Here is a 24151-nt window from a genome sequence, read left to right on the forward strand (position 1 = left end):
GAACATTTATTATTTTGATCAACCCTAACAGACAGAAAAAATTATGAGCTCAGTAATAATGACCATGAACAACCCTGCGGTAGCGGGCACGCCCGCTACCATTTATACAGGGGTCACAGCCAGCCTGAATATCGTGCTCACCAATGACACCGGGGCTGATATCAATCTCACTAACGCCGCCAGCCTGGAAGTGTTCATGCCGCTGTATTTCACGGCTGCACAACTGGAGCAGATGACGATAAGCAATATCACGCCTGCAGGCTGGACTTTCAGTTACAACAGTGCCGACATGTCTTTGCAACTTAACTGGACTGGTGGCAATGCCCCCTGGTTCAGCAATGGCGCCATCACTTTCAGCATCAATAATGTGCTGACATCGAATACCCCTAACGCTGACGTCGTGCAAATCAACTTCAATGGCATCAGCGGTGCCAACGTCCCTAGCCAGGTATCGTCAGCGCTGGCGCTGGTTGCACAACCTGCGCCAGGCAACCTGAATCTGCAACAGGTGCTCAGCGTCACACCAGAATTTGGCGGCGCGGTCTATGTGTCCGCCGTCAGCAATCCACTGACCAATACCCTGTACCTGAACCTCAAGAATATCGGCAGCACGCCACTGTTCAATGGCAATAATATGTGGACAGGCTCACCCAAGGTATCGGTCAGTTTTGTGTATGGTACAACCAGCGGCTCGCTGGCGCCGGACGACAAACAGCAAGCGACACAAACAGGCTCAGCCTGGGCTATCAGCGCCGGTATCTATGTAGATCAGACTGGTGGCTGGAGTGTGCAAAATCCTTCTGTTACCGGCCAGGCGAATTCGCCAACCTGGACACTGACACCCAACAATACCAATAAACAGATCATAGGTACTGGTGACCAGTCAAATGTGACATTCTCTTTCGCCAATATCATTTCGATGACGCCGACCGGCCCTACGCAGATGTATGTGCAGTTTTCCGGTTTCATGGCAAACGATGGCACGCATTACAACGATACGGTGTTTGTCGTTCCTATCAGCAAGCAGATTCCACCCAATCCCGGCGCGATAGGCATCTACAGCCTGGCGGAAACTATCCCCGTTAACAGTTCAACTGAACAGGTCTCTATTCCGCTGACCTGGAGCATGTTTGGTGTTGGCAGTGTCAAGCTGAGCTTCTATATACCAGGCATGACCATACCCGAACAAAAGTATACCTACGGCACTACGGCACATCCCGCACTCAATTATGACACTGAGCATCCACAGATCACTGGCATTACCAAGACCCAGACCCTGACTGTGTATTGCTGGGCTTACTCTGACAGCAACTGGCAAAACCAGTTGAACAAGATACAGTGTACGGTACCTCTGATCTTCCCGCCCGTGATCAATAGTTTTACCATACAGCCTACCACGATCGTGCCACCGGCCAGTTATGCCTTCCAGTTGCAATGGGATATTGAGGGACAGGACAGTTTTGAAATCATTGCCGACAATGGTTCTGGTAGTCCGGTTAAGTTACCGGTGCCGCAAACTGTTTCGACTTACATCGTCAATCCTACCGCTCCCCAAACAACCTATACACTGAACGTGTATGGCAATACCACTAATGACTGACCGGAGTATCCAATGCCGAATCAAAATGTAGTCACTGCCAGTAACACCGTTATTATCACCGTGCCTGTAGGTACCATCGTCAGCTTCGCCGGAAATACTGCGCCGCCAGGCTGGTTATTGTGTGATGGGGCAACTATTTCGTCATCTACTTATCCTGCCCTGTACGGCATAGTTGGTGCCCATGTGCCGGATTTGCGCAGTCGTTTCATCGTCGGTGCAGGTCAGGGCAATAGCTTATCCATCCGCACGTTGAACAGCTTTGGCGGTGAAGAGTCTCACACCCTGAGCGAAAATGAAATGCCCAATCACAGTCATGCATATGGTGTTGGCGGCGGCAACCGTGGTAACAACAACGGAGGTGGCAACTCTGAAGGCTGGTCAACTAATAACTGGTCATTTACGACCTGGACAGCCCGCACTGGCGGTAATCTTGCGCACAATAATATGCCCCCTTTTTATGCACTGACCTACATCATCAAATACTAAAGCTGCAGATTCAAGGCGTCTTTATCCCGATGCCAATGCAATATCCTGTATTGGCATAATTCATTCCATTTTTTGAGAAAAGCTCATGAGCACATTAACCAACACCGCGCCTTCCCAGTCCGCTGAGACGGTTGCCATCAATCCCTTGCCAGTCGGCTCCATCATTGCCTTTGGCGGTAGCGATGCACCAAACGGCTGGCTGCTTTGCGTCGGACAGGCCATCAGCCAATCGACTTATCCGAACCTGTTCGCTGTCATTGGTAATACAGTACCTGACCTGCGCAGCCGATTTATCATCGGCAGCGGCCAGGGCGGTGGTCTCAGCAACTATCCACTAAAAAGCACGGGCGGTGTAGAAAACGTGACCCTTAATATCAACCAGATACCTAGCCACCAGCACTTTGGTTTTGGTGAGTCGGATTCCTCCTGGCCCATGAACATTCAGGGCAAGAATCAAATGGGTAGCAAAGGCGGGATAGACAAGGACAATTATTATTATGGCACGACCAGCGCTGGCGGCAATGGTGCACATGAAAACCGCCCGCCCTATTTTGCCCTGACTTATATCATCAAGTATTAAAAACTCACATGAAGGCTGGCTTGAACAGTTTGCAGGGCTTATTTTTTCTGCGCTTGTTCAGCCTGCTTTTCAGTCAGTTTTTTCACGCCATCTGCCAAATAATCAGTCAGCTCATTGGGCACGGTCAGCGACAACTGATAGTGCCTGATTTCAAACCCCCTGGCGGTTTGTTCTATCACGCCAGTGGCCTGGCAAATGCCCATCTGGGTTTGTAGCTGCTCATCAAACCAGATAAATTTGTGGTCTGCCGACATGCTGATATGGCGGTTGAAGGACTTGAAAGCCCAGGCAGATGGCCGCTCAAAAAAACGTTTGGCCCAGGCTTTGAATTCATCACGCGTCCAGCGTTCTGTCTTGTCGGTGCCTATATACACACCATCTTTTGCCATCTTGTCGAAATACTGCAGGCGTGCGTGGGCAGCATCGTCATGCCATTCATCAATGAACTGGGCAACTTTGCTCGTGACGCTTGCAATATCATCTGCGGCATGAACCAGTGCAGTCTGCATGGCCCATGCAGCCAATAAAGCACTCAGTGTCTTTTTCATTTTCACATCCTGGTTTTTATAGCCTGATTTTTTAGCCTGATCCGGGTATCAGTTTTGTCGGTTCAGGTAATCGGCACGGGTGATGCGGTAAATCAGGCTGGCCGCTTCACCCGGCACATCTTCCACTTCCGAGTATAACTGCATGCCGATTTTTTCCAGGGTGCGGCGCGAAGGAATGTTGGCAGGTCTGACCAGGCCATATACAGCATCCTCAGCCAGCACGACAAAAGCAGTATGCAAGGCAGCCATCGCCATTTCCGTTGCATAGCCCTTGCCCCAGGTGTGCGCAGCAAACCGGAAATAGATGTTCAGGCCACTGAAATCACCTATCTGCTTGCGCATGACGCCACCAAAACCCAATACCTGGTCTGGCTCATCTATAGAACAGACTGTCCAGTAACCAAAATGCTGACGTTCCCATGCACCGGCCCAGTCATCCAGCAATACCCTGGTGGTTTCGCGTGATCTGGGGCCGGTCGGGTTATGGATATTGGTGGCGGGGTCACCATGGATAATGGCGGCACTGTCGATATCGCTGCGTTCCATCTTGCGCAACAGGAGACGCTCCGTCTTTAACGGACTCAGGCTGGCATAGTCAATCATGCTTGCTCAACGATGCTCAATCCAGGTCTGCCAGGACTTTGAGGTGAGCCACCACGCTGCGCCCCAAAGCAGACAGGTTATAGCCCCCTTCCAGACAACTGACGATGCGTTTGTTCGAAAACTCCTGGGCTATCTTCATGATTTCTTTAGTGATCCACGCATAATCGGCCTCGACCAGACCCAATTGTCCCATGTCATCTTCACGGTGGGCATCGAAACCGGCAGAAATAAAGATCATTTCTGGTTCAAACTCGCGCAATGCGGGCAACCACTGCTCATTAATCAACTGACGCACGACATCGCCATAACTGTGTGCCGGAACTGGAATATTCACCATATTGCTGGCCGGGTGCTCAGTGCCGGTATAGGGGTAATACGGATGCTGGAAAAAACTGACCATCAGCACGCGCCCGTCATCCCTGAATGCTTCTTCCGTGCCATTGCCGTGATGGACATCAAAATCAACAATGGCAATACGCTTCAGACCGCGTACCTCCAATGCATGCTTGGCCGCGACAGCAACATTATTGAACATGCAAAAACCCATGGCTTCACTGGGGGTCGCATGGTGTCCTGGCGGGCGTATCGCACAAAATGCATTTTCCACTTCACCATCAAGCACGGCATCGGTTGCCGCTACAGCAGCACCGGCGGCACGCAGGGAGGCACGCCAGGTGTAAGCATTCAGTGATGTATCTGCATCCAGCGGGAAATGGCTGTAGTCGGAGCGCTCTGAGGGGCAGTTTTCCCGTATGCGGTAAATGGCGTCGGCAGTATGCACGCGCGCAAGATCGGCTTCCGTCGCCGGAGGTGCTTCGCGATGGTCCAGCAAGTTGCTGATACGGCTGGCGATCAGTTGATCGTCTATGGCTTGCAGACGCTCGGGTGATTCGGGTGCCATGAGCCCATTTCATGGCGTTTGCAGTCAGCATGGGTGAAATACGCAGTTGTCATGTCTCTGTGCCAGAACTGCCACAAAACCAGTCCGGCATTAGCTTGCCAGCGCAGTATGAGTGATCTCAGTTCTGTTTATCTTATCCGTCTTGCTATCAGTTTCACCCTATTTGCCTGATTTTGCAAATCCGTCTGTCTGAATCTTTTCACTATGGGCAACAGTTTTTCACATTTCGGTTTACACTGTGGGCACAGAAATTTGACAATTCATGTACATGGTCAGCTCATTCTGGCTTGAACCATCATGATTTTCAGGCAACAATAAATATCGCTCAGTAAGGAAGAACATGTTTTCCAAAGTACATAAAGTAGCAAAACAGGTCAATAGCGTCATCATAGGCAAGGAACAGCAGATCAGGCAGGCTCTGGTCTGTTTGCTGGCGGGTGGGCACTTGCTGATAGAAGATTTGCCTGGCGTAGGCAAAACCACACTGGCACATGCGCTGGCGATATCCCTGGGCCTGAAATTCAACCGTCTGCAATTTACCAGTGACCTGCTGCCAGCAGACGTGGTCGGTATTTCGATTTTTGACAGGGAAAAATCACAATTTGTCTTTCATCCCGGCCCAGTGTTTTCCCAGGTCCTGCTGGCAGATGAAATCAACCGCGCTACGCCAAAAACACAATCCTCATTGCTGGAAGCCATGGAAGAAAGGCAAGTTTCGGTAGAAGGGCAAACGCGCAACCTGCCCTCACCTTTCTTTGTCATCGCCACCCAAAATCCAGCGCATCAGGTAGGTACGTTTGCCCTGCCTGAGTCGCAACTGGACAGGTTTTTGATGTGTCTGTCACTCGGTTACCCCGATGCGGCAGCAGAACGTGCCCTTTTGCTGGGTGAAGACAGACGCAGCCTGCTGGCGCAATTGCCCGCCGTCATGCAGCCGGAAGAATTGATGGAAGCCCAGCAGCAACTGAAGAAAATCCACACGTCTACCGCGCTGATCGACTACGTGCAATCACTGGCTCATGCAACACGTCAGGGCGATTTATTTGCCGAAGGCATGAGCCCGCGTGCCTCTATCGCTCTATTGCAGGCTGCACGCGCCTGGGCTGCCATGGAAGGCCGTGACCACGTCCTGCCTGAAGATGTGCAGGCGGTATTGATACCCGTCATTGCGCACAGGCTGCGTCCCTTGAAGTCAATGACGGGCAAAGTCAGTGCCAGCAGCGAATTACTGGCGCAATTGATGAAACGCGTCAGCGTCTGAACTGCACAGCCATAGATCAAGCACAGCATCATGTTCACATCGCTTAAAAAAAGACTGCGCAAGATCGTTTTTCTGGAGCATAAGCCAGAAAGCGGTGAAGTGTTCCTGAATCAGCGGCGGGTATTCACCCTGCCCAGCAAACCCGGGCTGGTATATGTCGTCCTTTTGCTGCTGATGTTTTTGGCAGCGACCAATTACAGCCTGAATCTGGGCTTTGGCCTGACTTATGTATTGGGTGGCGTTGCCCTGGTCAATGTGTTTTATGGCTTTCGCAACCTGGCCTACCTGCACTTGCTGCCAGGTTCGGCCCGGGCGGTCTTTGCGGGTGAAGAAACCGAATATACGGTGTATCTGATCAACCGCCGCACTCATCCGCGCTACGCCATCAGCGTGGGGTTTGCTGAAATAGGCCATCCGGAAAAATTTGTTGATATTGCCGCCGACAGCCGCATTGCCGTGCAGCTCAGCTATCCGACGACGAACAGGGGTTTGCAGGCGATACCCAGAATCCGTTTGCAGACCAGTTACCCGCTGGGCCTGTTACGCGCCTGGAGCACCTGGCTGCCAGATGCCAATGCGCTGGTCTATCCGCAACCAGAGGCAAATCCACCACCCCTGCCCATGTCAGGTGCCGGGCAAAAGACAGAAGCACCAGGCCATGCCGGTGACGAAGATTTTGCCGGTGTGCGTGCCTATCAGCCTGGCGACCCCATGAAACACCTAGCCTGGAAACAGATTGCCAAAGTCGATACAGCACTGGGAGGTTCACTGGTGACCAAGCAATTCGCCGGAGGCTCTGGCAGCGATGTCATGCTGGACTTTGCCGCACTACCCCGGAATTTGGATACAGAACTAAAACTGTCACGCCTGACCAGCTGGGTACTGGAAGCCGACCAGCGCGGCCTGACTTATGGTTTCAGGCTGGCGCAAACACATTATCCGCCCACCACAGGGCCAGAGCATTGTGAGGCCTGCCTGCGCGCACTGGCGCTCTACGAGATACCAGCATCATGAAATTGCCAGTCTTCCGCACCATATTGTCACGCGACAAAGCAGATACCCTGCTGTTGATCTTTGCCTGCGCCTTCGTGTTGTTACCACATGCTGACCATGTCAAATGGTGGGTGAATGCCTCTTGCGTCCTGCTATTGACCTGGCGTGGATGGCTGACCCTGAGCGGACGCCGCCTGCCCCCTGCCTGGCTGCTGCTACCAGTTGCTATGATGATGATGGCCGGGGTTTATCTGACGCACAGGACTTTTTTTGGCCGGGAAGCTGGCGTCACCATGCTGGTCTTGCTGCTGACCTGCAAGCTGCTGGAAATGCACGCCAAGAGAGATTTGTTCGTGGTGATTTTTCTTGGCTTTTTCCTGTTACTGACGAGTTTCTTTTATCAGCAGAGCATCTTTGCTGCGATACTGACATTGACAGGCCTGTGCCTGTTATTGACAGCACAGCTATCCTTCCATTACACGGGCTTAGTGCCGCCCTTACTGCAAAGGCTCAAGCTTGGTGCCGGCATACTGGGGCTGGCAATTCCTCTGACCATCATCGCTTTTGTGCTGTTCCCGCGCATACAGGGGCCATTGTGGGGGCTACCAGGTGATGCACAATCTGGCCGCAGTGGTCTGTCAAACTCAATGTCGCCAGGGAATATCAGCGAACTGGCACAATCTGAAGAAATTGCCTTTCGCGTCAAGTTCGACAAATTCATCCCGGCCAAACCCCAGCTTTACTGGCGTGGTATCGTCATGAATAAATTCGACGGACGCAGCTGGTCACAGGAAGAAAAAAGGTCTTCCTATAAAACTGACCAGGACAAAAACTGGATTAAGTATGGCGGCCAGGCCATACGCCAGGAAATCACACTGGAAGCAAATGGGCAAAACTGGCTGTTTGCACTCGACATGCCCGCTGGCAAACCCGAGCTGGAAACCAATACCGGTACCGTTGCCATCATCAACAGACTGATGGAAACCCGGCGCGAGCAAGTCACCAATGACAGACTCAAATACACGATAGAGTCGTATACCAGCTATGCCCTGGAAGCCGGGAGCAACCGGGAAATGGTGGCCGATTCGCTGAAACTGCCTGAAGGCTACAATCCACGCACCCTGGCTTTTGCTGCGACGCTGAGACAACAATATCCCGATGATATGCAGTTGATCTGGGCCATACTGAACTACTTCCGCCGTGAAGCCTATTCCTACACCCTGGAACCACCGCGGCTGGGCAGGAATAGTGCCGATGAATTCCTGTTCGATACCAAGGCTGGTTTTTGCGAACACTATGCCAGTGCCTTTGTCCTGCTGATGCGAGCCGCCAATATTCCGGCACGGGTCATTGCCGGCTATCAGGGTGGCAACCTGAATTCGGTCGATGGCTATATAGAGATACGCCAGTCCGACGCGCATGCATGGGCCGAAGTCTGGCTGGAAGGCAAAGGCTGGATCAGGATAGATCCGACGGCAGCCGTAGCCCCAGAAAGGGTGCAGCGCTCACTCAATTATGCCGTACCGCGCCAGGGCCTGGTGGGCCTCATGAACCTGAGCCCGAATGGAATTTCCTTTTTCAACCAGGTGCGCATGCAATGGAGCGCCGTCAATAACTCCTGGAATCAATGGGTATTGAATTACAACCAGAATACCCAGAGGAGCCTGTTGAACTCCCTGGGCTTCATGAAGGTAGACTGGGCACAACTGACCTTGTTGTTCTTTATTGCCACCAGCCTGATACTAGGCCTGATCTCCCTGCCCTTAATTCGCAACCGGCCACGTATCACAGCGCTTGATAAGGTATACTTTTCTTTCTGTCGCAAGATGGAAAAAAAGACCGCAGCACGCGCTTTGCACGAAGGACCAAAAACCTATCTGGAAAGATTGCGCAACAGCCTGCCCGCAGCTGAATTTGAAAATGCCGAGCGTTTTCTGACACTGTACGCAAGTGCCCGCTACGGCAAAGACCCAGGTCCGGAAAGTACACTGATCCGGCGTTTGAAAACCTTGCTGGCAGCATGCCGCTAATTATTAATAGACGTATTTTGATCTCTCTGACATCCCACGCATCACGCCAGCCAGGCATCCTGCTAAATAGCATCTACTCACTCATTATCGCAGTCGCCCTGCTCACCTCGGGCGAAGCACATGCAACAGAAAAAAAACATGTGAAAAAGCCTGTAAGCAGCACGGCAGCAGCCAGTTCTGCCCCGGCTGCCAAGGCAAAAAAAGATGAAAGCCATTTTGAGCAATGGAAGGAAGTATCCAGCTTCATCTCGGAAATGGTCAGCAAGCATGGCTATACCGAAGCAGAATTGAAAGCCATCTTCAAGCAAGCCAGATACATAGAAACCGCCAGGCAACTGATGCGCCCTGCTCCGGCAGGTAAACCCAAGAACTGGAAAGCCTACCGCGCCCGCTTTGTCGAGCCTTACCGTATTGAAGCCGGCGTCGCTTTTTGGGATAAATATGCCGATGCCCTCGCCAAAGCCGAGCAGGAATATGGCGTGCCACCAGAAATTATCGTTGGCCTGATTGGTGTAGAAACCATCTTTGGCAAGCAGACTGGCGGCTTTCGCGTCATGGATGTGCTGACTACGCTGGCCTTTGATTATCCCGACACGCCAACGCGCGATGCACGCATGCAATTCTTCCGGGGGGAGCTGGAAAACATGTTGCTGATGTCCAGGGAAGCCTCGCTTGATCCTTTTGTGTTTAAAGGCTCTTACGCAGGCGCGATAGGCTGGCCTCAATTCATGCCTGGCAGCATCAGGAAATATGCAGTGGATTTTGATGGTGACGGCAAAATCAACCTGACAGATTCACCGGTGGATGCGATAGGCAGTGTCGCCCATTATCTGGCAGTACATGGCTGGAAGCGCAATCTGCCCGTGGCATTTCCCGCTACCCTGGTCGTGAGCGAAAAAAGTGAGCAACTCAGCACGGTCTTGGGCAAAGGTTTGCAGGCCAGCTATCAGTTGCAGGACTTAAAAGCCATCGCGACAACAGCCAGTAGCGATGCACCAACAAATATCCCCTATGGGCTTGTCGATCTGCAAAATGGCAATGACGCAACAGAGTACTGGTTTGCAACAGAAAATTTTTACGCGATTACCTTGTATAACCGCAGTTATTTTTATGCAATGTCAGTCTATGATCTGGGTCGCGTCATTGCCTTGGCCAGACAAAAATAATTCTCACTTAATGTGTTTAACGCCGCATCACAGAGTGATGGAAGAAGAAGCTCGCAATTTAACAGATTTTAATAAACCAAATAAAATTGTTAATTTATGTTATTCTAGTAACTAATTACTGGAATAAACATTGCCATTCAGTATTTTCTAAACTAAAGTGTTGTTATCTAGTTGACACATTTACTTCTTAACTAAGCAAAGTGTCAAGAGATTTAACAATGGTTTGCTATTTTTCTGACAAGCAAATTATATTTTAAAGATACAATATTACCGTTTGATTAATTTTTTATTGAGGCAACTAATTAAGCGTCAATAAACTACACAGCGAGGTAATTATGGCAAATTTGACCCAGCTTGAATCCGATGAAATCGACTATGATCCTAACAATCTGTTGGATACTCTGATCAAGCAATTGCATTTGAAAAATGATGCAGCACTCTCCAGAGCATTGGAAGTGGCACCACCAGTAATCAGTAAAATCAGGCATCGTCGCCTGCCGGTCGGCGCATCACTGCTGATCCGCATGCATGAAATCAGCGATGTCAGCATCAAAGAATTGCGCGAATTGATGGGCGACCGTCGTGCGAAATTCCGTATCAGCGACAAGCAATTCAAACCAAAAGACGCAGCATAAGTCTTTAATTTGATCAGTGCTTGCTGGCCTGTTTGACCTTCGGGTTGTCAGGAAAACTGCTACATTGAAAAATACCGAAAATGCGCCACAAGCGTGATTTCGGTATTTTTTTTCTTGTTTTTATTGTGCGCCGGATTTATGACAGCTTGATGTAAAGCTGCCGGAGAAGTGCAATAAATTGAGTGCCTGGAGATTTCCATGGCAGAGCGCCATGACAATGCGTGCACGAATGGCAGCAGCCAAACCGCTCGCCTTGGCCAGTTCATCACATCTAGCAGTGCCCTTCATGATCTGGCTATATGAGTAGCGATGTGAGTAGCTATATAACTTAGCTGTATGCCTTAGTCCTGTCACTTGCACCTGCACCTGCAAGATATACACGCTATCCACTCGGTCATGCCTGCAATTACATCAGCAAGCCACATCTTTGGCTCAATCAACGAGTGCGGGGCGGCACTCGCTATGATGCGACTGCTCAGGCTGGAAACACACCTGTCGATAAATACCGGTCGCCACGATCACAAACAACGAAGACTATTGTGGCGTTTTCTACCGTCTGGGCGATACGCAAAGCGATTTCGCAAGCACCTGCGGCAGAAATACCACAAAATATGCCCTCTTCCACGGCCATCCTGCGGGCCATTTGTTCAGCATCAGCCTGCGTGACTGACTCCACCTGATCAACTCTGGCTTTATCAAAAATCTTGGGCATGTAAGCCTCTGGCCATTTGCGTATGCCTGGTATCTGCGAACCCTCTTCCGGCTGTGCACCGACGATGCGTATCTGTGGATTCTGCTCCTTCAGATAAGCAGATACCCCCATGATGGTACCGGTAGTTCCCATGGCGCTGACAAAGTGGGTGACCTGGCCCTTGGTGTCGCGCCAGATTTCTGGCCCTGTGGCTTCGTAGTGCGCGAGCGGATTATCCGGATTGGCGAACTGGTCGAGTATCACACCCTGCCCTTCTGCCTGCATTTGCTCTGCCAGGTCACGCGCATATTCCATGCCGCCGGTCTTGGGAGTCAGCATGATTTGCGCCCCGTAAGCAGCCATGCTCTGGCGACGCTCTATGCTCAGGTTTTCTGGCATCAGCAAGATCATCTTGTAACCACGCATGGCAGCAGCCATGGCAAGGGCAATGCCGGTATTGCCGCTGGTGGCCTCGATCAAAGTATCACCAGGTTTGATGCGGCCACGTTCTTCTGCCCTCTTGATCATGGATAAGGCAGGCCTGTCCTTGACAGAACCAGCGGGATTATTCCCTTCCAGTTTGCCCAGGATGATATTGTTGCGGCGCCGGTTTTCATCACCGGGTATGCGCTGCAATCTAACGAGCGGTGTATTGCCTATGGTGTCTTCGATGGTCAGATAGGTCATGATAAACAGCTTAACAACAGCTTAAAAAGACAAAGTCTTATTCTAAACGCAGTTACCTTAAGACGCTTGCCGCATAAGCAAGCACTTTGTTTGAAAAACACCCCGCAAAGGCTGATAAAAATCAGCTTCTCATAGACAAATCAAGCCTTTGCAACCCACTCGCAAGCACCAATCAGGCTTATACAGAATTTAAATAAGCTAATAAAAAACCCCGGAATCACTTCCGGGGTTTTGTGAAACTGTCAGTTCAACAAAAGAACTGAAGAATCAGACTTATTTTGCGCTGGCCTTGGAAGCTGCAGATGCCGCAGCAGAAGCTTTTGGTGCCGCTGTTGACGCTGGTGCTGCTGTTGCAGACGCTGCTGGCGCAGGTTTTTCTGCTTTCTCTGCCTTCGCTGCAGCTTTATCTGCTTTTGCACCTTTGGCAGGAGCTGCGCTGGCCGCTGGTTTTGCTGCTGCACCAGGTTTAGCCTGGCCATTGACAGTCAAACCTGCTTCAGACAATTTAGTGGAGCTTTTTTCGCCTATGCCTTTGACACGGCTTTCAAAATCTGCCCAATCCTTGAAGGCACCGTTCTTGGTACGTTCTTCGATGATGGCCTTGGATTTGGCTGGGCCTATGCCCTTGATACCATCGAGTGCGGCCTGGTCACCTTTATTGACATCGACATCGGCGAATGCAAAACCAGTAGCAGCCAACAAAGCCAGCATAGCAAACATCAATTTCTTAATCATGCGAATACTCCCTCTTAAATTGAACAAACATTGAATTGGACAACTATTTTTATTCAGCCACAGTCCGGTTTGAGTTCCATTCCTGTAGGTATACCAACGATGCAAGTTGCAAGTCGTTGACAAGTATTTCACAGATTTCTTTCAGGGATATGGCCTGCAAAAGGGTTTATTTGAATATTGCAAATCCGTCCGGTTGCTGATCGCTTAATTTCTCGATAAGAAAATCAATAAAGCAGCGTAACTTGGGCGGCATCTGACGTCGACTCGTGTACACAGCGAACAAATGACTGGCAAACCCAGGTTCGTGGTTGTTAACTTGAAGCAGGCGTCCGGATTCCAGATCACTGGCCACCAGCCAGGCCGGGAGGAAAGCGGCCCCCATACCAGCCAACACACAATGGTAGCTCATTGTGGTATCACTGGATTTCATGACTGCATCCAGTTTCAGCGGGATGGAACCAGCCATGATTGAGAGCTTCAGCCGTTCCAGTTGCAAATAGTTGGGGAAAATTGTTGCGACTGTCAATGATTCTGCCGGGTCGGCGGCAGCCTTCAGCATGCGCAGATACGCTGGTGTCGCGACTAAATAAAAATGTGTGGTACAAAGCTGTCTCGCAATCAGGTTAGCCGATGGCTCTGCCGTTGCGCGCAGCGCCAGGTCAAAGCCATCAGCCACCAAATCCACCATGTGATTATCGAGATACAGGTCGAGTCGTATTTCCGGGTATGTTTGACGAAATTCCGTCAGCAGACTAGCGAATCTGGGTGTGGCGAACCAGACCGGGGCGCTGATTTTCAATTCACCACGCGGCGGGCCACTGTCATGTGCCACGGCGGCCACAGCCGCATCCAGAATATCCAGCGCCTGCCGACCTTGCTCATAAAAGGTTTTGCCAGCTTCAGTCAGGCTCATGCTGCGACTGCTGCGATTCAATAGTCGGGCACCCAGTTTGCGCTCCAGCCTCGCAACATGCTTGCTGACCATGGGTGCAGCCATGCCCAACCTGTCAGCGGCAGCGGTAAAACTGCCCGACTCGATGATTTCGCGAAAAACCCTGATGCCATTGAGTTCAAGTTCATCCATGCGGTACCTCCATCCGATGTTCGTGATCAATGTTGCCTATTTTGGAAATGAATCAATGACTTTACCACCATCGATTTCCGAATTGGGAAACATTATGATCCTCAACATCGGAGCTAGGCCTTAGTTTCCGTCACCAGCAGGATCAACATTTTTTCAAAATGGAGCCAGACATGACGACCAATACTTCCAATTCTTTCACCCAAACCGACAAGCCCATCGCGGCCAGCAAAGCACTAAAAATTAGTCTATGGATAGCACAAGTATTACTCGCATTTGTGTTTTGTGGTGCAGGGCTGACAAAACTCACCACCCCTATAGCCGCACTTAGCCAGATGATGCCCTGGACTGGTCAATATTCTGAGAGCTTTGTACGCATCATCGGCCTGATTGACCTGGCAGGCGGATTGGGAATGTTGTTACCGTCACTGACACGCATACTGCCTGGACTGGGGATAGTGGCAACTGCAGCCAGCATCGTGCTCCAAGTGTTTGCAGTCATTTTTCACACCTCACGTGGTGAATTGATGGTATTACCGATGAACTTTGTTTTATTGGCATTGTGTGCATTTGTACTATGGGGCCGTGGGAAACGTGTGCCCATCCTGCCACGCAATTAAGAAATTTTTGCAGAAACTTTGAATTTTCAAACATGCGTCTACCTACTTATTTTATTTCTCATGGCGGTGGCCCCTGGCCGTACATGGATGACTTGCGCGCCCAGATGCACATCCTGGAGGCTTCTCTGGTGGATATCCCACGTCAGTTGCCACAAGTGCCAAAGGCCTTGCTGATGATCTCGGCCCATTGGGAAGAAGCTGGCTTCCGCGTCATGAGCAATCCACAACCGCCGATGGTATATGACTATGGAGGCTTTCCTGCCCATACTTACAAAGTTAGCTATCCTGCTCCCGGTTTACCTGAATTGGCAGAGCAGGTGATGGGCATGCTGAAAGCCGCTGGCTTGCCGACACAGGCAGATGCCAGACGCGGTTTCGATCATGGCACTTTTGCACCATTGGCGGTGATGTATCCGGACGCACAGATGCCGGTCGTTCAGGTATCGCTCAGAGCCGGACTGGACCCGGCAGAACATCTGGCCTTGGGACGTGCGCTGGCACCTTTGCGGGATGAAGGCGTACTGATCATAGGCAGCGGGCTCAGTTATCACAATCTGCGGTATATGGGACCACAGGCCAAAGAGCCATCCTCCCTATTCGACGAATGGCTGCAAAATATTCTGCTGGAATCCAGCCCAGAAGACAGAGTCAGGCACTTGGTCAACTGGACAAAGGCGCCAGCAGCACGTATCGCCCACCCCAGGGAAGATCATTTACTACCACTGATGGTGGCCGTTGGTGCCGCACAGAACGATGCAGGCGCCTGCATTTATCATGAGGAAAATGTATTTGGTGGTATGGTCGCATCGAGCTTTCGCTTTGGCACAATTGCCTGAAGCCTGAAACAAGATAAGTAGGACTGATGCAAAACCGGCCCAGTTGCGTTGCTGCTCCGAGCCGTACATTCGTACTGTCTTCGTCGCTGCGCCCTGCTGGGACGATTTTGCGTAAGTCCTAATAAGAAAACTGGCTGAGATTTGTCTCAGCCCCTTTTACAAGCAATGCAATAACTCAGCTTGCAGCAGCAGGAAACAGTTCTTCCTGGGTCACGGTTGCCGTACCAAGCTTACCGACCACAATCCCTCCAGCTCGATTGGCAATCACTACCGCCTCTTGCATGGATTTGCCCTGCGCCAGCATGACGGCCATGGTGGCGATGACGGTATCACCGGCACCAGAGACATCAAATACTTCACGCGCCATCGCTGGTACATGGGTCACGCCATCGGCAGTGAACAGGGTCATGCCTTCTTCTGAGCGGGTCAGCAGCAAACCATCGATCTGCAAATCTGCGCGCAGTTGCTGCGCCCTGGATGTCAGTTCCTCTTCATTTGACCAGTCACCGATGATCTGCTTTAACTCAGACTTGTTTGGTGTCAGGAGGCTGGCACCAGCATAGCGCTTGAAGTCGCTGCCCTTGGGATCGACCAGCACGATCTTGCCTGCTGCCTTGGCCGCAGCGATCATCGCGCTGACGTTCACCAGGCTGCCCTTGGCATAGTCGGACAAGACGACGACATCATAACCAGTCAGCAAAGAATTAAAGCGATTCAGTTTGTCGCGCAAGACATGTTCAGTCGGGCGCTCTTCAAAATCGATGCGCAGCAACTGCTGCTGCCTGCCGATGACGCGCAGCTTGATGATGGTAGAGATTTGCTGGTCACGGCTGAGGTAGGCTTCTATGCCTGAAGTCTTCAGCAGGCGCTCCATGCTATTGCCTGCATCATCGTCACCGATGACACCCATCAAGGCAGCCTGCACGCCCAGGGCGACGGCATTGCGGGCCACGTTGGCTGCGCCGCCAAGGCGTTCTTCACTTTTTTCCACGCGCACGATAGGCACAGGTGCTTCTGGTGAAATGCGGTTAACTTCGCCGAACCAGTATCTGTCGAGCATGACATCGCCAGCGACCAGAATACGCTTCATTGCTGTATTTTTTTTTGCATCCATATTCTGCATTATTTGTTCGTCATTTATTTGTCATTTATTCGTCAATACGGAACGGCCTATGCCGTGGTATTCAATGCCGAGTTCGGTCATGACAGTGGGTTCAAACAGATTGCGGCCATCAAACACCACTGGTTGTTTCAGGCGTGCCTTGACTTCATCAAAGTCAGGGCTGCGGAAGGCCTTCCATTCTGTGACAATCGCCAGCGCGTCGGCTTCAAGCAGTGCATCCATGGGGTTGGCGGCATAACGTATAGATGCCAGCAATTCTGGCGCATCGTAGAAATCCAGTTCAAATACGCGCTTGGCTTCCTGCATGGAGACTGGGTCATACACTGCCACAGTCGCACCTGCGCGTAATAATTCACCCAGCAAGACGCGTGAAGAAGCTGCACGCATATCATCGGTATTCGGCTTGAATGCCAGGCCCCAGATGGCGAAATGACGGCCACTAAGGTTTTCACCAAAGCGTTGCTGTATCTTGTTGCCGAGTACCTGCTTTTGGCGTGCATTGACTGCTTCCACTGCCTGCAGGATGAGGAGATTCAAACCATGGTCCTGGGCAGTACGCTCCAGCGCCTGCACATCCTTGGGGAAGCAGGAACCACCATAACCGCAGCCTGCATACAAAAAGCTGTGACCTATGCGCGGGTCAGAGCCTATGCCGTGTCGCACCGCCTCAATATCAGCACCAACATGATCAGCCAGATTCGCCAGCTCATTCATGAAAGAGATCCGGGTGGCCAGCATGGCATTCGCTGCATACTTGGTAAACTCTGCTGAACGCACATCCATCCAGTAAGTGCGCTCATGGTTGCGGTTGAAAGGCGCATACAGCTTCTTCATCTGGCTGCGGGCTTTTTCACCTTGCGGTGTCTGGTCGCAACCGATGACGATGCGGTCAGGGCGCATGAAGTCTTCTACTGCTGCGCCTTCTTTCAAAAATTCTGGATTGGAAACTACCGAGAACTCTGCCGTCACTGATCGTGCCGTCAATTCAGCAGCGATGGCAGCGCTGACGCGGTCTGCGGTACCCACAGGCACGGTAGATTTATCAACAACTACCTTGAAGTTCGTCATGTACTTGCCGATATTTTTTGCCGCAGCCACGACATATTGCAAATCAGCAGAACCATCTTCATCCGGTGGCGTGCCGACCGCGATGAATTGCACATCACCGTGCTTGACGCTGGCTTCGACATCGGTAGAAAACTGTATGCGGCCTGCAGCGCGATTGCGCGCAACGATTTCTTCCAGGCCCGGCTCATGGATAGGGATACCGCCATTATTGAGGATATCAATCTTGCGCTGATCGACATCGAGGCAAAATACGTCATTACCCAATTCAGCCAGACAGGCACCTGTGACCAGACCGACATAACCTGTACCAATAATTGTGATTTTCATTTTTTGATCACCAAATAAAAATAAGTCATTCTGTACATCTGAGTATCCAGTCATCCACATAGAATTTCAGATCACAGCCCTTATTCAAGATTCTTTTTTCACTTAACGAGTATCCCTGAAGCCTTGTGCAAATCAGTCTGCGCAGGCATGACAGAGTTCATTAATTCATGACGTTCAGCTCTTCTGTCCGACGTGGCGGATAAGTTTCCCACTTACTGCAGCCAGGACAATGCCAGTAAAACTGCCTGGCCTTGAAACCGCAATTGGAACACTGATAGCGCGCCAGTTTTTGTGCATAGCCATGTACCAGGTTCTTGATGATGGCCAGTTCAGGCCTGACTTCAGGCGGTACCACCATGATGCGGCCATCCAGCAATTTATCCAGGCCCAGCAGGGTTGGGGTGCGGCGCAATTCTTCACTGACCAGGCTATTGACGGCTTCTATACCTTCCAGCTCCAGTGTGGCCTTGAAGGCGACTTCCAGCAAATCTATCGACGGTGCTTCGGCAAGGTAGTTCTTGAGCAGGTTCAAGCCCTCCTGCGACTTGTCGAGCTTGCGGTATGCATCCATCAGACGCTGCGCCACCAGTGCCACATGCGGCACGCTTTGCTGCTCTACCCGGCGCCAGGTAGCCAGCGCTATCTCAGTGTCGCCATTGGCCATATACACATCACCCATGAGGATAATGGCGCGTACATTATTACGGTCTGCCGCCAGTGCTTTTTCCAGATTGGCCAGGGCCGCATCGGTGTTGGTATGCACCAGCTCATCCTGTGCAATTTCGCAATAGAACTGGGCGATTTCTTTTTGACGGCCACCGGCGCCGCATTCCTGCAAGGCATTGGCTGCCTCAATCGCACGCGCCCATTCTTTTTCTCGCTGGTAAATTTCCAGCAAGGCACGCCGGGCCTGGGCTTCAAACGGGCTGTTGACGAGCAGGTTGTAGGTTTCTTCAGCACGGTCAAGCAGACCGGCTTTCAGGTAATCCTGCCCAAGTTCATACATGGCCTGGGTTTTTTGCTCTGTGGGCAGGTCTGGCCTGGCCAGCAGGTTTTGATGCACGCGGATAGCGCGTTCAGTCTCACCACGGCGGCGGAACAGGTTACCGAGGGCGAAATGCAAATCTACCGCCTCAGGATCCAGCCTGACGATGTCGATAAAGGCGTCAATAGCCTTGTCTGGCTGGTCGTTCAGCAGGAAATTCAAGCCCTTGAAATAGCCACGCGGCAGGCTGCGGGACTCAGAAATCAACTGGCGTATATCGATACGCGCAGCACTCCAGCCCAGGGTAAAGAATAAGGGTATGCCTAGCAGCCACCAAATTTCAAATTCCATGTGTATTTCTTCTTATTGTTGAGAACAATGTCAGTTCAGATGCAAAGCCTGAATTGCCGATATGTCTTTAACCTATCTTTGTTCGCAGGTCCCAATGTACTGAAAGCTGCGCCCACACGTGTCAGATATTGCGAATGCTATCAGGCTGGGGCGCTTGTGTGCTGGCCCTTTGTGCGGCTTCACGTTCTTTTTCAATTTCTGCCAGGGTCTTTTTATGCTTGTGCAGATCACGTCTGTGGCGGAATACCATGGGCACCATGGCCAGTGCGCCCAGCGTAGCACCGCCGGCAAAAAAAGCCAGCAGCATGATCACCAGTGGCGCAGATTGTTGATAGCCAAAGAAATATTGCAGCGTGACTATCTGGTCGTTTTTCAAGGCAAAGCCAAAGAACAGGATAAACAGCACGATGGCGAAAAATCTTGAAATATATTTCATGTATGCATCCTTGATGGATAAGCGGAAAAATCGTCAATGAAGCAATTTATCCCGAAAAGAGCATTGTACTGAAAAAAAACGGCATATCGGAAAACCGATATGCCGTTTTTATCTTTGCGTCATCTAATAGGCTCAACATTCCGAGCTCAACAACCAGTCAGCCTGACTTAGTCATCGTGTATCGGTTGCCCCACCATGGCATCAACACGTTCGCGCAACTCCTTGCCTGGCTTAAAGTGCGGCACCCGTTTTTCAGGGACCATCACCTTGTCACCGGACTTGGGATTACGACCTATCCGTGGTGGACGACTGTTCAGTGCAAAGCTGCCAAAACCGCGGATTTCTATGCGTTGCCCTGTTGCCAGGGCATCCGACATTGCGTCCAGTATGGTTTTAACAGCGATATCCACATCTTTAGCTACCAGTTGCGGATATCGCTCTGCCAGACGAGCTATCAGCTCCGACTTAGTCATAGTAAAAACCTTATGACTTAATCTTAGTTTTTATTGTCGAGCTTGGCTTTCAACAAAGCGCCCAGGCTGGTTGTGCCGGATGCTGCGTTGGAATCAGTAGTGGACATTTTTTGCATAGCTTCTTGTGTTTCAACGCTATCTTTAGCTTTGATAGACAATTGGATACCACGAGCTTTGCGGTCGATGTTCAATACCAGGGCTTCAACTGTGTCGCCGACTTTCAGGTGTGTACCAGCATCTTCCACGCGGTCGCGGGAGATTTCGGATGCACGCAGGTAGCCTTCAACGTCGTCTGCCAACTGGATTACTGCGCCTTTGGCTTCAACGGATTTAACTGTACCAGTAACAACTGCACCTTTGTCGTTCATTGCGCAGTAGTTATTGAATGGGTCGCCTTCCAGTTGCTTAACGCCCAGGGAAACGCGCTCACGCTCAACGTCGATTGCCAGAACGATGGCTTCCAGTTCGTCACCTTTCTTGAAGCGACGTACTGCCTCTTCGCCTGTTTCATTCCAGGACAGGTCAGACAAATGTACCAGACCGTCGATGTTGCCAGACAAACCGATAAATACGCCGAAATCAGTGATGGACTTGATCGCGCCGCGAACTTTGTCACCTTTCTTGTGGTTGATCGCGAAATCATCCCAAGGATTGGCTTTGCACTGTTTCATGCCCAGGCTGATACGACGACGTTCTTCGTCGATTTCCAGAACCATGACTTCAACTTCGTCGCCCAATTGAACAACTTTGTTTGGAGCAACGTTTTTGTTCGTCCAGTCCATTTCGGAAACGTGAACCAGACCTTCGATACCTTGCTCGACTTCAACGAACGCGCCGTAGTCGGTCAGGTTCGTTACTTTACCGAACAGACGTGTGTTCGCTGGGTAACGACGGGACAAACCTGTCCATGGGTCGTCGCCCAATTGTTTTACGCCCAGGGAAACACGGTTTTTCTCTTGGTCGAATTTCAATACTTTTGCAGTGATTTCCTGACCAACTGTCAACACCTCGGAAGGGTGACGTACACGACGCCATGCCAGGTCGGTGATGTGCAACAAGCCATCGATGCCACCCAGATCAACGAACGCGCCGTAGTCAGTGATGTTTTTAACAACACCAGTAACCACTGTGCCTTCTTTCAGGGTTTCCATCAGTTTTTGACGCTCTTCGCCCATGGACGCTTCAACAACAGCGCGGCGGGACAGCACAACGTTGTTACGTTTGCGGTCGAGCTTGATCACTTTGAATTCCATGGTTTTGCCTTCGTAAGGAGTTGTATCCTTAACTGGGCGTGTATCAACCAAAGAACCTGGCAAGAAAGCGCGGATGCCGTTCGTCAGAACAGTCAGACCACCTTTGACTTTGCCATTTACTGTACCAGTAACGATCTCGCCAGACTCCAGCGCTTTTTCCAGCGCGAGCCAGGAGGCCAGACGTTTAGCTTTGTCACGGGACAAAATTGTGTCGCCGAAGCCGTTTTCCAGCGAATCAATCGCCACGGAAACGAAATCGCCGATATTAACTTCCAGGTCGCCCTGGTCGTTTTTGAATTCTTCAACAGGAATAAAGGCTTCAGACTTCAAGCCAGCGTTAACGATCACGAAGTTGTGGTCGATACGGACGACTTCAGCAGAAATCACTTCACCGGAACGCATATCCTGACGTGACAGGGATTCTTCGAACAAAGCTGCGAAGCTATCTGCACCGGTTGCGAAATCTTGGGACATGAAAACAGTAGACATAGTATTTACAAGTTAGCCGGAACGGTGCAAAAGGCACTATTTACCGGGTTAGGTTGAACATCCCTTTATTAACCTTGCGTCAATAAAGGCACTTGAAACGACACCTGCAAACTTCACCAGATACTTAAATACTTACTTATATAGTGTTGTTTGTCTGTGTTTGCGCATACCAGACCAGAACTTTATTGACCGCTTCTTCAGCAGTTAATTCAGATGTATCCAGGATGATCGCGTCTGGTGCGGGCTTGAGCGGCGCTGTGCTGCGGGCACTATCTCTCGCATCACGTTCCATCAAATCTTTTACCAAGTTTTCCATATTAGCAGAAATTCCCTTTTCAATCAATTGCTTATATCGACGGCTTGCGCGCGCCTCAGCACTTGCTGTTAAGAAAACTTTTAAGCTGGCATCGGGGAAGATCACCGTCCCCATGTCGCGCCCATCAGCCACCAGGCCGGGTGTATAGCGAAAAGCCACCTGCAAATCAACCAGGGCCTGACGCACTGCCGGCAAAACAGCAATACGGGAAGCGGCTACGCCAACCTCTTCTGCCCTTACGGCATCGGTGACATCCGCATCTTCCAGAAAAACATGGCCGTGAACAAAACGGCAAGGCAGGGTCCTTGCCATGCTGGCAATGGTAGTTTCATCATCCAGAGCGATGCCATGGCGGGTGGCCATCAAGGCAGTCAGGCGGTACAGGGCACCAGAATCGAGGTAATGAAAACCCAGATGCTTGGCCACCCTGTGTGCCACCGTGCCCTTACCGGATGCGGTAGGGCCGTCTATCGTGATAACAGGACTACGTGTAGTCATAGAAACAATAAAAACCTTTAAAACAAATCTCGGTGATTAATCTTGGCAAAGACTTCAAAGTAATCTGGGAAGGTCTTGGCCACGCATTTTGGATCATTGATGCGCATAGTAGCACCTCTGCGGGCCCGGCCATCGAGGCTGGCCAAAGAGAAGCACATGGCCATGCGGTGATCATCGTAAGTATCGATAGTTGCAGGCAGGATATGCTCGGGCGGTGTGACCGTCATATAATCTGCGCCCTCTTCCACTATTGCCCCAAGCTTGCGCAATTCTGTTGCCATGGCAGACAGGCGATCGGTTTCCTTAACGCGCCAGCTGGCAATATTGCGCAGGGTCGTGGTGCCATTGGCATATAGTGCGGCTACCGCAATCGTCATGGCAGCGTCGGGGATATGGTTAAAATCCATATCTATGGCTTGCAAGACCCCATTCGAAGTGGCCTCTATCCAGTTATCACCACGGGTGATGGTTGCACCCATTTTTTCCAATGCCTCGGCAAAGCGCACATCGCCCTGTATGCTGGACTTGCCTACACCTTCTACACGGATAGGGCCGCCAGCGATGGCACCTGCTGCCAGGAAGTAGGAAGCAGATGAAGCATCACCTTCGACGTGGATAACACCAGGCGACACATAATGCTGGCCTTTTGTGACAGTAAAAGCCTGCCAGCCATCACGCTCTACCGTCACGCCAAATTTTTGCATAAGGTTCAGGGTGATTTCTATATAAGGCTTGGAAATCAGCTCACCTATCACTTCTATCGTCACATCATGCTCGCGCGCCATCAAAGGTGCAGCCATCAGCAAGGCCGTCAGAAATTGGCTGGAGACATTGCCCTTGACCTGCAAACGCTGGGCGTGAACATGGCCACGGCGTATATGCAAAGGCGGGTAACCTGGATTGCCGGTATATTCTATCTGCGCACCAGCTTCATTCAGTGCATCAACCAGGTCACCGATAGGACGTTCATGCATGCGGTGCACGCCGTGGATAGTGTAATCACCACCCAGCACGGCCAGGGCACCTACCAGCGGGCGTATCGCAGTACCGGCATTGCCCATGAACAGGTCTGCCTGGTGTTTGGGGAAGTGGCCTTTTACACCGTCTACCGTGTAATTCTGGCTTTCGCCATCCTGCTCCCAGTGAACACCCAATTGCGTCAGGGCGTTCAGCATGACCAGGGTGTCATCCGATGCCAGCAAATCCATGATTTGAGTTTTGCCTTCTGCCAGCGCCGCCAGCAAAAGGGTACGGTTGGAAATGCTTTTGGAGCCAGGTAATTTAACTGCGCCCTGAACCTGCATGACAGGTTGCAGATCGATGTGGTGCGGATAATGTTTGCTTGCTTGTGTCATGGTCTTATTCAATCTTGAGTTTGT

Annotated in this window: 24 protein-coding genes and 1 pseudogene; 10 read left to right on the plus strand and 15 right to left on the minus strand. The window is 51.1% G+C overall.

Annotated elements, in window-relative coordinates:
- Positions 1 to 43: 43 nt before the first annotated feature.
- From UNDKW_RS17430 to UNDKW_RS17440, 3 genes are all read left to right on the plus strand, one after another.
- Positions 44 to 1600 (plus strand): hypothetical protein, encoded by a 1557-nt coding sequence (locus UNDKW_RS17430; RefSeq protein WP_162059707.1) that lies wholly within the window; start codon positions 44 to 46, stop codon positions 1598 to 1600.
- 12 nt (positions 1601 to 1612) lie between these two features.
- Positions 1613 to 2086 (plus strand): phage tail protein, encoded by a 474-nt coding sequence (locus UNDKW_RS17435; RefSeq protein WP_162059708.1) that lies wholly within the window; start codon positions 1613 to 1615, stop codon positions 2084 to 2086.
- Between the two features lie 85 nt (positions 2087 to 2171).
- The gene (locus UNDKW_RS17440; RefSeq protein WP_162059709.1) at positions 2172 to 2666 is read left to right on the plus strand and encodes a phage tail protein; all 495 of its coding nucleotides are present in this window, start codon (positions 2172 to 2174) and stop codon (positions 2664 to 2666) included.
- Between the two features lie 38 nt (positions 2667 to 2704).
- Here UNDKW_RS17440 and UNDKW_RS17445 read toward each other — a convergent pair whose 3' ends face one another.
- From UNDKW_RS17445 to UNDKW_RS17455, 3 genes and pseudogenes are all read right to left on the minus strand, one after another.
- A complete protein-coding gene (locus UNDKW_RS17445) occupies positions 2705 to 3214 on the minus strand; it encodes a nuclear transport factor 2 family protein (RefSeq protein WP_162059710.1) in 510 nt (169 codons plus the stop codon).
- Positions 3215 to 3262: 48 nt separating this feature from the next.
- Entirely contained in the window at positions 3263 to 3817 is a 555-nt protein-coding gene (locus tag UNDKW_RS17450) for a GNAT family N-acetyltransferase (protein ID WP_162059711.1), read from the minus strand.
- A gap of 16 nt (positions 3818 to 3833) precedes the next feature.
- Positions 3834 to 4771: pseudogene (locus UNDKW_RS17455) on the minus strand (histone deacetylase family protein).
- 287 nt (positions 4772 to 5058) lie between these two features.
- Here UNDKW_RS17455 and UNDKW_RS17460 point away from each other — a divergent pair.
- The 5 genes from UNDKW_RS17460 to UNDKW_RS17480 all read left to right on the plus strand — a co-directional run bounded on the left by UNDKW_RS17460 (position 5059) and on the right by UNDKW_RS17480 (position 10803).
- Positions 5059 to 5979 (plus strand): MoxR family ATPase, encoded by a 921-nt coding sequence (locus UNDKW_RS17460; RefSeq protein ID WP_162059713.1) that lies wholly within the window; start codon positions 5059 to 5061, stop codon positions 5977 to 5979.
- Between the two features lie 30 nt (positions 5980 to 6009).
- On the plus strand, positions 6010 to 6993 hold the full coding sequence (locus tag UNDKW_RS17465; protein WP_162059714.1) for a DUF58 domain-containing protein: 984 nt from the start codon (positions 6010 to 6012) through the stop codon (positions 6991 to 6993).
- On the plus strand, positions 6990 to 9002 hold the full coding sequence (locus UNDKW_RS17470) for a DUF3488 and transglutaminase-like domain-containing protein (protein WP_162059715.1): 2013 nt from the start codon (positions 6990 to 6992) through the stop codon (positions 9000 to 9002). The genes UNDKW_RS17465 and UNDKW_RS17470 overlap by 4 nt, the downstream gene beginning before the upstream one ends.
- Before the next feature lie 20 nt (positions 9003 to 9022).
- Positions 9023 to 10168, plus strand: coding sequence for a lytic murein transglycosylase B (gene mltB / locus UNDKW_RS17475; protein ID WP_370529140.1), 1146 nt, complete (start codon positions 9023 to 9025; stop codon positions 10166 to 10168).
- A gap of 335 nt (positions 10169 to 10503) precedes the next feature.
- Positions 10504 to 10803 (plus strand): hypothetical protein, encoded by a 300-nt coding sequence (locus UNDKW_RS17480; RefSeq protein WP_110257001.1) that lies wholly within the window; start codon positions 10504 to 10506, stop codon positions 10801 to 10803.
- Positions 10804 to 10923: 120 nt separating this feature from the next.
- Here UNDKW_RS17480 and UNDKW_RS17485 read toward each other — a convergent pair whose 3' ends face one another.
- From UNDKW_RS17485 to UNDKW_RS17500, 4 genes are all read right to left on the minus strand, one after another.
- Entirely contained in the window at positions 10924 to 11091 is a 168-nt protein-coding gene (locus tag UNDKW_RS17485; RefSeq protein ID WP_162059717.1) for a hypothetical protein, read from the minus strand.
- Between the two features lie 187 nt (positions 11092 to 11278).
- Complete coding sequence (gene cysM, locus UNDKW_RS17490; protein WP_162059718.1) at positions 11279 to 12181, minus strand: cysteine synthase CysM; 903 nt, start codon at positions 12179 to 12181, stop codon at positions 11279 to 11281.
- A gap of 273 nt (positions 12182 to 12454) precedes the next feature.
- Positions 12455 to 12916 (minus strand): helix-hairpin-helix domain-containing protein, encoded by a 462-nt coding sequence (locus UNDKW_RS17495; protein WP_162059719.1) that lies wholly within the window; start codon positions 12914 to 12916, stop codon positions 12455 to 12457.
- Between the two features lie 166 nt (positions 12917 to 13082).
- Entirely contained in the window at positions 13083 to 14000 is a 918-nt protein-coding gene (locus tag UNDKW_RS17500) for a LysR family transcriptional regulator (protein ID WP_162059720.1), read from the minus strand.
- Between the two features lie 170 nt (positions 14001 to 14170).
- Between UNDKW_RS17500 and UNDKW_RS17505 the strand changes: the two genes are divergently transcribed.
- Together UNDKW_RS17505 and UNDKW_RS17510 are read left to right on the plus strand one after the other, a co-directional pair.
- Positions 14171 to 14617, plus strand: a complete 447-nt coding sequence (locus UNDKW_RS17505) for a DoxX family protein (RefSeq protein WP_162059721.1) — start codon at positions 14171 to 14173, stop codon at positions 14615 to 14617.
- A gap of 32 nt (positions 14618 to 14649) precedes the next feature.
- Complete coding sequence (locus UNDKW_RS17510) at positions 14650 to 15453, plus strand: class III extradiol ring-cleavage dioxygenase (RefSeq protein WP_162059722.1); 804 nt, start codon at positions 14650 to 14652, stop codon at positions 15451 to 15453.
- Positions 15454 to 15628: 175 nt separating this feature from the next.
- On the opposite strand, the gene rfaE1 is transcribed toward UNDKW_RS17510, so the two are convergent.
- From rfaE1 to aroA, 8 genes are all read right to left on the minus strand, one after another.
- Complete coding sequence (gene rfaE1 / locus UNDKW_RS17515) at positions 15629 to 16567, minus strand: D-glycero-beta-D-manno-heptose-7-phosphate kinase (protein ID WP_162059723.1); 939 nt, start codon at positions 16565 to 16567, stop codon at positions 15629 to 15631.
- A gap of 30 nt (positions 16568 to 16597) precedes the next feature.
- On the minus strand, positions 16598 to 17971 hold the full coding sequence (locus UNDKW_RS17520) for a UDP-glucose/GDP-mannose dehydrogenase family protein (protein ID WP_162059724.1): 1374 nt from the start codon (positions 17969 to 17971) through the stop codon (positions 16598 to 16600).
- 160 nt (positions 17972 to 18131) lie between these two features.
- Positions 18132 to 19307 (minus strand): lipopolysaccharide assembly protein LapB, encoded by a 1176-nt coding sequence (lapB, locus tag UNDKW_RS17525; RefSeq protein WP_162059725.1) that lies wholly within the window; start codon positions 19305 to 19307, stop codon positions 18132 to 18134.
- 121 nt (positions 19308 to 19428) lie between these two features.
- Positions 19429 to 19743, minus strand: a complete 315-nt coding sequence (locus UNDKW_RS17530) for a lipopolysaccharide assembly LapA domain-containing protein (RefSeq protein ID WP_162059726.1) — start codon at positions 19741 to 19743, stop codon at positions 19429 to 19431.
- Positions 19744 to 19910: 167 nt separating this feature from the next.
- A complete protein-coding gene (locus UNDKW_RS17535; protein ID WP_110256992.1) occupies positions 19911 to 20216 on the minus strand; it encodes an integration host factor subunit beta in 306 nt (101 codons plus the stop codon).
- Positions 20217 to 20239: 23 nt separating this feature from the next.
- Positions 20240 to 21943 carry a 30S ribosomal protein S1 gene (gene rpsA, locus UNDKW_RS17540; RefSeq protein WP_110257122.1) on the minus strand — a complete coding sequence of 568 codons (1704 nt, stop codon included), beginning with the start codon at positions 21941 to 21943 and terminating at the stop codon, positions 20240 to 20242.
- A 151-nt stretch (positions 21944 to 22094) separates the two neighbouring features.
- The gene (gene cmk / locus UNDKW_RS17545) at positions 22095 to 22772 is read right to left on the minus strand and encodes a (d)CMP kinase (RefSeq protein WP_162059727.1); all 678 of its coding nucleotides are present in this window, start codon (positions 22770 to 22772) and stop codon (positions 22095 to 22097) included.
- A 17-nt stretch (positions 22773 to 22789) separates the two neighbouring features.
- Positions 22790 to 24127, minus strand: coding sequence for a 3-phosphoshikimate 1-carboxyvinyltransferase (gene aroA / locus UNDKW_RS17550; RefSeq protein WP_162059728.1), 1338 nt, complete (start codon positions 24125 to 24127; stop codon positions 22790 to 22792).
- Positions 24128 to 24151 lie beyond the last annotated feature (24 nt).

Origin of the sequence: Undibacterium sp. KW1 (assembly GCF_009937955.1) — a bacterium.
Taxonomy (GTDB): Bacteria; Pseudomonadota; Gammaproteobacteria; order Burkholderiales; family Burkholderiaceae_D; genus Undibacterium.